This is a genomic window from Janthinobacterium sp. PLB04 (assembly GCF_021165895.1).
In the GTDB taxonomy this organism is placed as follows: domain Bacteria; phylum Pseudomonadota; class Gammaproteobacteria; order Burkholderiales; family Burkholderiaceae_D; genus Janthinobacterium; species Janthinobacterium lividum.
In genome coordinates, this window is record NZ_CP088968.1 from 618,213 (window position 1) to 630,215 (window position 12,003).

Here is a 12,003-nt window from a genome sequence, read left to right on the forward strand (position 1 = left end):
GAGTGTTATGAAGATATACACGGTCGGTGGCGCGGTGCGCGACCAACTGCTGGGCTTGCCCGTGAAAGACCACGATCACGTCGTCGTGGGCGCCACGCCGGAAGACATGCTGCGCCAGGGCTTCCGCCCCGTCGGCAAGGATTTTCCCGTCTTCCTGCACCCGAAGACGCAGGAAGAATACGCCCTGGCCCGCACGGAACGCAAGACGGCGCCCGGCTACCGGGGCTTTGTCTTCCACACGGCGCCCGACGTTACGCTGGAAGACGACCTGGTGCGGCGCGATCTCACCATCAACGCCATCGCGCAAGCCGGGGACGGGACCTTGACCGACCCGTTCGGCGGCATCGAGGATATTCGCAACAAAATCTTCCGCCACGTCTCCGACGCGTTTGGCGAAGACCCCGTGCGCATCTTGCGCCTGGCCCGCTTTGCCGCCCGTTTTCATACTTTCACTGTCGCACCGGCCACCATGGAGCTGATGCGCCGCATGGTGGCCGATGGCGAAGTCGACGCCCTGGTGGCCGAGCGCGTGTGGCAGGAAGTGGCCAAGGGGCTGATGGAAAGCCATCCTTCGCGCATGCTGACGGTGCTGCACGAGTGCGGTGCCCTGGCGCGCATCATGGGGGAAATCGCGCTGAGCGAACGCTTGCTGCACGTGATCGACCATGCCGCCGCGCAAGGTCATGACTTGCCCGTGCGCTTTGCCGTACTGATGCTGGCTGTGCCGTTGGCGCAGATCAACGCGCTGAGCGAGCGCCTGCGCGTGCCCAACGAGTGCCGCGAGCTGGCCGTCATGGCGGCGCGCGAGCAGGCGGCGGTCGCTGGCGCGCTGGCGTTGAGTGCCGAGGAACTGGTGAGCTTGTGCGAGCGCTGTGACGGACTGCGCAAGCCGCAGCGTTTCGTGCAGATGCTCGACGCCATCGCCTGCGATGTGCATGCACGGGATCCCGTGTTTCCACAGTCCGCCTGGCTGCAAGCCATGCTGGTGGCCGTGCGCGGCGTGGATGCGGGTGCGCTGGCGCAAGCGTGCGCACAGGAACCGAAGCGCATTCCGGCCGTCATCCATGCTGCGCGGGTCGAGGCCGTCACGAACGTGATCAGCAGCCGGGAACTGCCATGACCTTACCCAAGCTGTTTCAAAACCCGTTCCGCCGCTGGCTCAGCCGTAGCGGCGGAGGGCGTCCGACCGTGCTCGTCAAGCAGTTGCATGAGCGCGACCGGCGCCGCATGATGAAGCATTTCCTGTCGCTCGAGAAAAGCGACCGCTTGCTGCGTTTCGGCAGCGCCTTGCCCGATGAATTGGTGGCTCAGTACGTGCAGAAGATGGATTTCTCGCGCGACATGATCTACGGCGTCTACAACAGCCTGTTCAAGCTGGTGGGGGTGGGGCATCTGGCGTTCGCGCCGAAGGACAAGTCGCCGGCGAAAAGTGTCGTCACGGACAAGGAGCAGGTGGCCGAGTTTGGCGTGTCCGTGTCGAAATCCATGCGCGGCATGGGGGTCGGTTCAAAGCTGTTCGAGCGGGCGGCGATTCACTGTCGCAACAACGATGTCGATACCCTGTACATGCATTGTCTGTCGTCCAACAAGACGATGATGCATATCGCCAAGAAGGCGGGCATGGAAATCCAGCGCGACTATGGCGAAGCCGATGCATATTTGAAACTATTGCCGCCGAACCCGTCGAGCATGCTGCAGGAAGCCGTGCAGGAACAGTTCGCCATGTTCGACTACACGTTCAAGGCCAACGCGCGCGCCGCGTTCAAACTGTGGGATCGCTTGCCGGGGCGTAAGAAGAAGCCCGGGCCGCCATCACAATAAGGGCAGGGCAGTCGTATCCTTGATGCGCTGCAAGGCAAAGCTTGATTTCACATCCAGCACGGCCGGGTGGCGCAGCAGCGTCGCCATCATGAAGCGCGAAAAGTGCTCCATGTCTTCCACGTGCACGCGCAGCAGGTAATCCATCTCACCCGTCATCGCATAGCAGGCCACCACTTCCGGCCATTGCGCCACGGCCACGGCGAAGTCGGCGCGCGGCGACGTGTTCGTCACCAGATTGGGCGCCAGCACGCGCGCCGTGCTGTGGGCGGTGGCGTCGCTGTGCTTTTCCAGCCGCACGTTCACGTAGGCCAATAGCCCCAGGCCGATCTTTTCCGGGTCCAGCAGGGCCACGTACTGGCGGATCACGCCCGCTTCTTCCAGCCGTTTGACGCGGCGCAAGCATGGCGACGGCGACAGGCTGACCTGCTCGGCCACGTCCTGATTCGACAGGCGGCCATCGGCCTGCAGGACGGCGAGGATCTTGCGATCCGTTTTATCCAGCGTAATTTTGCTCATGCTTCCTCCGGTGGTTCTTGTTTCACGCAATATTATTGCGCAAATCATGATTGTTCGGGAGATCTTTGGCATTTAATGCCCACAGACCGCGCCTATACTGTGCGCTACTTCTTGGAGGAGACATCATGCAATTTCAGCCTTGGGATAACCCGATGGGTACCGATGGTTTCGAGTTCGTCGAGTATGCAGCACCAGACCCAAAAGCATTGGGCAAGCTGTTCGAGAACATGGGCTTCACGGCCATCGCGCGCCACCGCCACAAGGATGTGACCCTGTACCGTCAGGGTGACATCAATTTCATCATCAATGCCGAACAAGATTCGTTCGCGCAGCGTTTTGCCCGCCATCACGGCCCGTCCGTGTGCGCCATCGCCATCCGCGTCGACGACGCGGCCTTCGTGTACCGCCGCGCGCTGGAACTGGGCGCCTGGGGTTTCGATAACAAAACAGGTCCGATGGAGCTGAATATCCCCGCCATCAAGGGTGTGGGCGATTCGCTGCTGTACTTCGTCGACCGCTGGCGCGGCAAGGGCGCCGACAAGCCGGACGCGGCCGCACCAGGCGGCATCGGCGACATCAGCATCTATGACGTCGACTTCGTCGCCATTCCCGGCGCCGTCGCCAATCCGGTCGGCCATGGCCTGACCTATATCGACCACCTGACGCACAATGTGCACCGTGGCCGCATGAAGGAATGGGCCGGTTTCTATGAAAACCTGTTCAACTTCCGCGAAGTGCGCTACTTCGATATCGAAGGAAAGCATACGGGCCTGAAGTCGAAAGCCATGACTTCGCCATGCGGCAAGATCCGCATCCCGATCAACGAATCGTCGGACGACAAGTCGCAGATCGCCGAATACCTGGACCAGTACCATGGCGAAGGCATTCAGCATATCGCGCTGGGCACCGATGATATCTACGGCTCCGTGCAAGGCATGCGCGATACGGGTATCGATTTCCAGGACACGATTGAAACTTACTATGAGCTGGTCAACCGCCGCCTGCCGAACCACGGCGAGCAGCTGGAAGAACTGCGCCGCCTGCGCATCCTGATCGACGGCCACAGCACGGAAAACGAACGCGAACTGCTGCTGCAAATCTTCACGCAGACGGTGATCGGCCCGATCTTCTTCGAGATCATCCAGCGCAAGGGCGACCAGGGCTTCGGCGAAGGCAATTTCCGCGCCCTGTTCGAATCGATCGAGCTGGACCAGATCAAGCGCGGCGTGCTGAAAGATACGAACGCGGCGTAATGTTGCTTTGTAACAAATAGTAGTAAAAAGAGTACCGGCCCGGGAGTGCAGCGCAGCAAAGAACTGCGCGCATTCCTGTGGTAGTCTACGACAAACAAGTCATTTTTCCGCACCGGCATGCTCACAAAGCGCGGCCGGTACGTGTGAGTTCAACCGACTTTGCACGCGTAGCACAGAGAATAATGGAGACAAGTAATGAATGCACCAATCAAGGGCTCGAGTCTTGAGCCGGGCGCGCACGCGTCTGAAATTTCCCTGAACGACAAATACACCTTGGAGCGTGGCCGCGCCTTCATGACGGGCACGCAAGCGCTGATCCGCCTGCCCATGCTGCAGCGCGAGCGCGACCTGAAGGCTGGCCTGAATACGGCCGGCTACATCACCGGTTACCGCGGTTCGCCTGTGACGTCCGTCGACATGACGGCGATCAAGGCCAAGAAATACCTCGATGAGCACCACGTCAAATTCCACCCGGGCCTGAATGAAGACCTGGCCGCCACGGCCGTCTGGGGCACGCAGCAAACGAATCTGTTCGAAGACGCGAAATACGATGGCGTGTTCGGCATGTGGTATGGCAAGGGCCCCGGCGTCGACCGCTGTGGCGACGTGTTCAAGCACGCGAATAATGCCGGCTCCGCCAAGCACGGCGGCGTGCTGGTGCTGGCCGGCGACGACCATGCGGCCAAGTCCTCGTCCACGGCGCACCAGTCCGACCATATCCTGAACGCCTGCGGCATTCCCGTGCTGTATCCGTCGTCGGTGCAGGAATACATCGACTACGGCTTGCACGCCTGGGCCATGAGCCGCTACACGGGCTTGTGGGTGTCGATGAAATGCGTGACCGACATCATCGAGTCGGGCGCCGCCGTCGACTTCGACCCGGACCGCGTGCAGATCACCCTGCCGACCGACTTCGAGATGCCGGCCGGTGGCCTGAACATCCGCTGGCCCGACACGGTGCTGGAACAAGAAGTACGCATGAACAGCTACAAATGGTATGCGGCGCTGGCGTATGCGCGTGCCAACAAGCTCAATAAAATCATCTGGGACAGCCCGAAGGCGCGCATCGGCATCATCACGGCCGGCAAATCCTACCTCGACACGCGCCAGGCGCTGGCCGACCTGGGCATCGACGAGCAGACGGCGTCCGACATCGGCATCCGCCTGTACAAGATCGGCATGACGTGGCCGCTGGAAGCGGACGGCGTGCACGAATTCGCCAAGGGCCTCGATGAAATCCTCGTGGTGGAAGAAAAGCGCCAGATCCTCGAATACGCGCTGAAGGAAGAACTCTACAACCTCAAAGACGGCGAGCGTCCGCGCGTGGTCGGCAAGTTCGACGACACCGGCGAGTGGAGCAACCAGAAGGGCACGGGCCACGGCGACTGGCTGCTGCCGGCCACATATGAGCTGAACCCGGCCATGATCGCGCGCGCGATTGCCAGCCGCATTTCGCGCTATTACGCGGGCCACCCGGTGGAGCAGCGCGTGAAGGAGCGCATCGCCTACCTGGAAGCGAAGGAAAACGTCCTCAAGGCCATCAGCGTGAAACCCGATCCGCAAAAGGACCGCACGCCGTTCTTCTGCTCCGGCTGCCCGCACAACAGCTCGACCAAGGTGCCGGAAGGCTCGCGCGCGCTGGCCGGCATCGGCTGCCATTACATGGTGCTGTGGATGGACCGCGAAACGTCGACATTTACCCACATGGGCGCCGAAGGCGTCACGTGGGTGGGGCAGGCGCCGTTCACGAATGAAAAGCACGTGTTTACCAACCTCGGCGACGGCACGTATTTCCACTCGGGCATCCTGGCCATCCGCGCGGCCGTCTCGGCCAAGGTGAACATCACCTATAAAATCCTGTTCAACGATGCGGTGGCCATGACGGGCGGCCAGGAATTCGACGGCCCTCTGTCTCCGGCCATCATTTCGCGCCAGATCGCCGCCGAAGGCGTGGGTCCGATCATCGTCGTCACGGACGAACCGGAAAAATACCCGGACGATTACGCCTGGGCCGAAGGCGTCACCGTGCGCCACCGCTCGGAACTGATGGACGTGCAGCGCGAACTGCGCGACATGCCCGGCGTGTCGGCCATGATCTACGACCAGACCTGCGCTTCGGAAAAACGCCGCCGCCGGAAACGCAATGAATATCCGGACCCGGCCAAGCGCGCCGTCATCAACGAAGCCGTCTGCGAAGGCTGCGGCGACTGTTCCGTGCAATCGAACTGCCTGTCGGTGGAACCGCTGGAAACGGAACTGGGGCGCAAGCGCCAGATCAACCAGTCGTCCTGCAACAAGGATTTCTCGTGCACGACGGGCTTCTGCCCCAGCTTCGTGACGGTGGAAGGCGGCGGCCTGAAAAAGCCGAAAAAAGCGGCTGCCGCCGACAAGGATGCGCCAGCCGTACCGGCCTTGCCGACGCCGACGATTCCATCGACGGCCGAGCCGTTCGGCATTCTGGTCACCGGCATCGGCGGCACGGGTGTCGTCACCGTCGGCCAGATCCTGGCCATGGCGGCCCACGTGGAAGGCAAGGGCTGTTCCGTGCTGGACATGAGCGGCCTGGCGCAAAAAGGCGGCCCTGTCATGTCGCACGTGCGCCTGGCGGACCGCCAGGAAGATATCCACTCGACGCGCGTCGGCACCGGTGCGGCAGATCTCGTCATCGGCTGCGACCTGATCGTCACGGCCAGCCGCGACGCCCTGTCGCGCATGGGTGAAGGACGCAGCTGGGCCATGATCAACTCGACCAGTTCGTCGACGGCTGCCTTCGTGAAGAACCCTGACTGGCAATTCCCCGGCGCTTCCGCGCGCATGGAAATCGAAAAGGCGTGCGGCAGCGACCACGTGGACTTCATCGACGCGGGCCAGATCGCCACGGCATTGATGGGCGACTCGATTGCGACGAATATGTTCATGCTGGGCTATGCCTGGCAAAAGGGCAAAGTGCCATTGAGCGAAGCGTCCATCATGAAGGCCATCGACTTGAACAACGTCTCGGTGGCGTTCAACAAGGCCGCCTTCAACTGGGGCCGCGCCGGCGCCCACGATGCGGCCAGCCTGGTACGCATGACAACGCCAGCCAAGGTGGTGGAATTCAAGCGCATCGATACGCTCGACGACATCATCGAAAAACGGGTGGCCCTGCTGACGGCCTACCAGGACCGCGCGTATGCGCAGCAGTACCTGGACTTCGTCGGCCAGGTGCGCGCCGCCGAAAGCGCCCTGAATGGCCCGCAGCTGCGCCTGACGGAAGCCGTGGCCCGCTACTTCTACAAGCTGATGGCCTACAAGGACGAGTATGAAGTGGCGCGGCTGTACACGGACGGCGCCTTCCAGGCGAAGATCGCCGCCATGTTCGAAGGCGACATCAAGCTCAAGTTCCACCTGGCGCCGCCGATCATGGCGAAAACCGACGCCCAGGGCCACCTGGTCAAGAAGGAATTCGGCCCGTGGATGATGAAGGCGTTTGGCGTGCTGGCCAAGTTCAAGGGCTTGCGCGGCACGGCCTTCGACGTGTTCGGCCATACGGCCGAGCGCAAGATGGAGCGCGCGCTGATTCTTGAGTACCGCGCGACGGTAGGCGGCTTGCTGCCGAAACTGACGACGGCCAAGCTGGCGCAAGCAGTGGCGATTGCCAGCATTCCGGAAGACATCCGCGGCTATGGCCATGTGAAGGAGCGTCATTTGAAGGCGGCGAAAGAGAAGGAAGCCAGTTTGCTGATCGCCTTCAATGCGCCGACGCCGCTGCCGCCCGTCGTGGCTGCGCCCGTGGCGGCCACCGTGGCGTGATGGGGGTGAACTCCACGCTGTAGCAATGGCGCCTGCGGGCGCCATTTTTTTGTGTCAAAGAAAACAACGCCCGCCGGGAAAACGCATTATAATTTTTAGATAATTTCTTTTCGGAAAGTTTGTCATGCATTCCCTGCGCCGTCGTTCCCTCGCTGTGTCCCTCGTATTAGTGTTGAGTGCCTGCGGCGGAGGCGGAGGCGGCAGCGACGGCGCGCCCGTCGTCCCGCCCTTGACTCCAACCGGGCCGACGGCGCTGGTCGCTTCATCCACGGTGGCGAACCGCTGCGAGGCGCCGCGCAGCGGCAGCAGCATCGACAAGCCGGGCACCTTGCTCAATGAACAGACGTGGGTGCGCAGCTGGATCGATGAAACGTATCTGTGGTACCGCGAAGTGCCGACCACCTACCTGCCGCAAAGCTTCACCACGGCCAAGGCGTACTTCGATGTGCTGAAAACGACGGCCACGACGGCGTCCGGCAAACCGAAGGACCAGTTCCATTTCACGTATACGACGGCGGAATGGGAAGCCTCGCTCAATGGCGTGGAACTGGGCTATGGCATGCTGCTGGCGCTGACGCGCACCACGCCGCCGCGCAAGGCGGTGGTCACCATTGTCGAGCCAGGCTCGCCGGCGGCACTGGCGGGCTTGCGGCGCGGTGACGTGCTGCAAACCGTCGATGGCGTCGATTTCGTCAATGCCCCCGACACGGCCAGCGTAGATATCCTCAACGCGGGCCTCTTCCCTGCAGCGCAAGGCACGCATACGCTGGCGTTCAGCCGCAACGGGGTGCCCATCTCCGTGAGCCTGCAGGCGGTGGAGGTCAGCACCAGCGCCGTGCAGAACGAGCGCATCATCGACACGCCCACGGGCAAGGTGGGCTACCTGACCTTCAATACGCATAACAATGTGGCCGAACGCCAGCTGATCGAGACCATGACCCGCTTCCAGGCGGCCGGCATCAGCGACCTGGTGCTCGATGTGCGCTACAACGGCGGCGGTTATCTGGATGTCGCCAGTGAACTCGCTTACATGATTGCTGGCCCGCAACTTACTACCGGCAAGACCTTCGAGCAGGTGCTCTTCAATGACAAGACCCGGCCGGAAGCGCCCGTGCCATTCCATGCGCAAAGCCAGGGCTTTGGCGGCCCGAATCCCCTCGCCAAGGGAACGCCACTGCCTTCGCTGGGTCTCAAGCGCGTGACCTTGCTGACAACCGGCAATACCTGTTCGGCCAGCGAAGCGATCATCAACGGCTTGCGCGGCGTGGACGTGCAGGTCAACCTGATCGGCGGCACGACGTGCGGCAAGCCCTACGGTTTCTTTCCCGCGCCGAATTGCGGCACCACGTATTTTGCCGTGCAGTTCCAGGGCGTCAATGCCAAGGGCTTTGGCGACTTTGCCGATGGCATGGCGCCGACCTGCGACGTGGCGGACGATTACCAGCACCAGTTGGGCGACGCGGCCGAAGGCATGCTGGCGGCGGCGCTGCGCTACCGCAGCAGTGGCAGCTGCACGCCGGCCGCGGGCTCGCTCAGACTGCTGGGTTCAATCGAGAGTCCGGCCGACACGGCCACGCGCCTGCTGCGCCCGGCCTACAAGGAAATTGCCATCATTCGCCGTTAAGGCGCATGTTCCTGCCATGTGCCAACCCAGGCGCGTGGCGTTTTCCTGCTCATAAATATTTCTATATAACAATTTTGATATATAGAAAGATGAATCCATTCGTTCTGTAATTACTGGCATTTTGATATCTTTCGCCTTCTCCCTAACCTTGAGAAGCGCAAAGATGCCTATACAATTCAAGTTACCACCGCTCACCGTAGCCGTACTGGCTATCCTGGGCGGTTCCGCATGGCAGGTGCACGCGCAAACGCAAGCGCCCGCAGCGGATCAGCAGCCGGCGGCCACCCCGCCAGCCGTCGTGGTCACCGGTTCGCGGATTCCCCGCGCCAGCCTGGAAGGCCCGTCTTCCGTCACCATCCTGACGGGGGATGAAATCACCAAGCAAGGGTACAAGAACGTCTTCGATGCGCTGACCAACCAGGTACAGAACAGCGGCTTTACGCAAGGCGAAGACTTCGGCAATACGTTCACGCCGTCGGCCAATACCATCAGCTTGCGCGGCCTGGGCCCGAACCACACCTTGATCCTGCTGAACGGCCGCCGCCTGGCCGACTTCCCCGTCGCCTACGAAGGCACGGTCAACTTCACCAACCTGGCGAATATCCCATCGAGCATTGTCGACCGCATCGAGATCCTCAACGGTGGCGCTTCGGCCATCTATGGTTCCGACGCGATCGCCGGCGTGGTCAACGTCATCCTGAAAAAGCAGACGGAAGGTTTCGACATCAATGTCAAGGCGGGCGGCACCACGCGTGGCGGCGCCGGCAACCAGCGCGTGCAACTGACGGGCGGCGGCAATTTCGACAAGTTGCATACCTTGTTCAGCTTGGAGCTGAGCCAGCGCGATCCGCTGTCGAGCCTGCAGCGCGACTTCATGGCCACCCGTTCGGGCACGCCGACGAATATCGCCTCGCGCCGCGTGGTACAGGCGGGCACCTCCGGCAGCTACGTGGACCTGGGCGATACCTGCAACCAGTTCGGCGACCTGTTCGGCGGCAGCGTCGTCAAGTACCAGGCGAAGAACGGCAGCTATTGCGCCAGCCCGAAAGTCGGCCCCACTTACTGGACCACGCAAACCAAGAACCGCAGCCAGAACGTGTTCGGCAGCGCCAACTATGAGCTGTCGCCGGAAACGACCCTGTTCGCCGACATCCTGATCGGCAAGAACTCGACCGAGAACAACACGCGCGGCCCGACGTGGACGTCGTCGTCGACGGGCAGCAGCTATTTCCGCAACCAGAACACGAATCGCTACGAAGCGTGGACGCGTTATATATCGCCCGAGGAAATGGGCGGCGTGGAGCGCTACAACCGCAAGTGGGACGACCTGGCCACGGCCATCTCGCTGGGCGCCAAGGGCCGCATTCCCGGCACGACATCCTGGCAGTATGAAGCGAACTACAATGCCTCGGTGTACAAGAGCGAAAGCCACACGCCGCGCGCGCTGGCCAATATCGACAGCTTCTTCCTGGGACCGAAACTGGGCACCGACGCTGCCGGCGTGCCGATCTACGCACCGGATCCGGCCCGCCTGTCGCGCCGCGTGACGGCGGCCGAATTCGACACCATCACGGGCAATTCCGACAGCGACGACAAGGCCTGGACGAATACCCTGAGCCTGTCCACGAATGGCGACCTGTTCCAGCTGCCCGCCGGCGTGGCGAAGATCGCCACCATCGCCGAAGTGGGCAAGCAGGGCTTCAGCAATGTGCCCGATGCGCGCCTGAACGACGGCTACTTCAACGTCGCCACCAAATCCGATATCACGGCCGGCACGCGTACCCGCTATGCGCTGGGGGCGGAATTGAATCTGCCGCTGCATGAAAAGCTGACCGGTACCCTGGCCGGCCGTTACGACCGCTACAGCTTTGCCGGCCGCCATGAGGGCAAGTTCACCTACAACGGCGGCCTGGAACTGCGTCCCGCGCCTGAGCTGCTGTTCCGCGCCAACTACGCCACCAGCTTCCGCGCGCCGGACATGAATTACATCTACAAGGCGCGCGGCACCGGTTACTACTCGAGCACCACCGACTACTACCGCTGCGGCGCGGCTGGCCAGGCCATCGAAGGCTGCGAATTTGCCAACAAGTCGCCGGGCGCCGATTATGTGCAGAACGGCAGCAAGGATCTGCAGTCGGAAAAAGGCAAGTCGTTTGGCGTCGGCGCCGTCTGGTCGCCCAGCTCGAACTTCGACGTCTCCGTCGACTACTGGAACATCAAGATCGATGACCTCGTGACGAACCTGAGCTCCGACAAGATCTTGCGCGACGAAGCCGATTGCCGCCTGGGCAAGACGGATATCAATTCGCCGACCTGCGTCGATACCCTGGGCCGCGTCGAGCGCTTCGCGGCGAATGCCCTGAACCGCGCCGGCGAGATCAAGACCATCACCGTCAATCCGATCAATGCGGCAAAGCAGAGCAGCAGCGGCATCGACGTGAGCCTGAAGTACCTGCTGCGCACGGCGGACTATGGCCGTTTCGCCTTCAAGGCCAACTACGCCAAGGTGCTGAGCAAGAAGTCGCAGCAATTCGTCGGCGACGAAGAGATCGACGAGACGAAATCGCTGACGAACATGGATTGGCCCGACAAGCTGAACCTGAGCGTGAACTGGAGCGCGGGCGACTGGTCGAACACCCTGCTGGTCAGCCGCTACGGCAAGATCCCGAACGCCGCCAGCACGGGCTATCTGACGCCGACGGCGCTGGCCAATATCAGCACCGTCTACCGCATCAACGACCGCGCCACCTTGTCGCTGATCGTCAACAACGTCTTCGACAAGATCAAGCGCGACACGAGCGGAGGCTGGCCGTACTACCCGGTGGGCAGTTTCAGCCCGCAGGGACGCCAGGGCTGGGTCGAGTTCAACTACCACTTCGGCTCGTAACTCACGCTTGCCAGAGCAAGGCCGGAGCAGCTGACGCTGTTCCGGCTTTTTTATTTGCCGCTGCGTTTTTACCTGACCGCCACTCTATAATTGCCCGCTTGTCCCTCTTG

Annotated in this window: 7 protein-coding genes; 6 read left to right on the top strand and 1 reads right to left on the bottom strand. The window is 62.0% G+C overall.

Annotated features, from left to right (window positions below; translation table 11 throughout):
• Positions 1-7 precede the first annotated feature (7 nt).
• The gene (locus LSO07_RS02645) at positions 8-1,120 is read left to right on the top strand and encodes a multifunctional CCA tRNA nucleotidyl transferase/2'3'-cyclic phosphodiesterase/2'nucleotidase/phosphatase (RefSeq protein WP_151092193.1); all 1,113 of its coding nucleotides are present in this window, start codon (positions 8-10) and stop codon (positions 1,118-1,120) included.
• Positions 1,117-1,821, top strand: a complete 705-nt coding sequence (locus LSO07_RS02650) for a GNAT family N-acetyltransferase (protein ID WP_034783526.1) — start codon at positions 1,117-1,119, stop codon at positions 1,819-1,821. The genes LSO07_RS02645 and LSO07_RS02650 overlap by 4 nt, the downstream gene beginning before the upstream one ends.
• On the opposite strand, the gene LSO07_RS02655 is transcribed toward LSO07_RS02650, so the two are convergent.
• Entirely contained in the window at positions 1,813-2,337 is a 525-nt protein-coding gene (locus LSO07_RS02655) for an Lrp/AsnC family transcriptional regulator (protein WP_034753092.1), read from the bottom strand. The genes LSO07_RS02650 and LSO07_RS02655 overlap by 9 nt on opposite strands.
• Before the next feature lie 125 nt (positions 2,338-2,462).
• Here LSO07_RS02655 and hppD point away from each other — a divergent pair, with 125 nt between their 5' ends.
• The 4 genes from hppD to LSO07_RS02675 all read left to right on the top strand — a co-directional run bounded on the left by hppD (position 2,463) and on the right by LSO07_RS02675 (position 11,893).
• Positions 2,463-3,590 (top strand): 4-hydroxyphenylpyruvate dioxygenase, encoded by a 1,128-nt coding sequence (hppD, locus tag LSO07_RS02660; RefSeq protein ID WP_034783523.1) that lies wholly within the window; start codon positions 2,463-2,465, stop codon positions 3,588-3,590.
• Positions 3,591-3,785: 195 nt separating this feature from the next.
• Positions 3,786-7,382 (top strand): indolepyruvate ferredoxin oxidoreductase family protein, encoded by a 3,597-nt coding sequence (locus LSO07_RS02665; protein WP_151092195.1) that lies wholly within the window; start codon positions 3,786-3,788, stop codon positions 7,380-7,382.
• A 124-nt stretch (positions 7,383-7,506) separates the two neighbouring features.
• Positions 7,507-9,006, top strand: coding sequence for a S41 family peptidase (locus LSO07_RS02670; RefSeq protein ID WP_151092197.1), 1,500 nt, complete (start codon positions 7,507-7,509; stop codon positions 9,004-9,006).
• Between the two features lie 163 nt (positions 9,007-9,169).
• Positions 9,170-11,893, top strand: a complete 2,724-nt coding sequence (locus LSO07_RS02675) for a TonB-dependent receptor plug domain-containing protein (protein ID WP_151092199.1) — start codon at positions 9,170-9,172, stop codon at positions 11,891-11,893.
• The last annotated feature ends 110 nt before the right edge of the window (positions 11,894-12,003 follow it).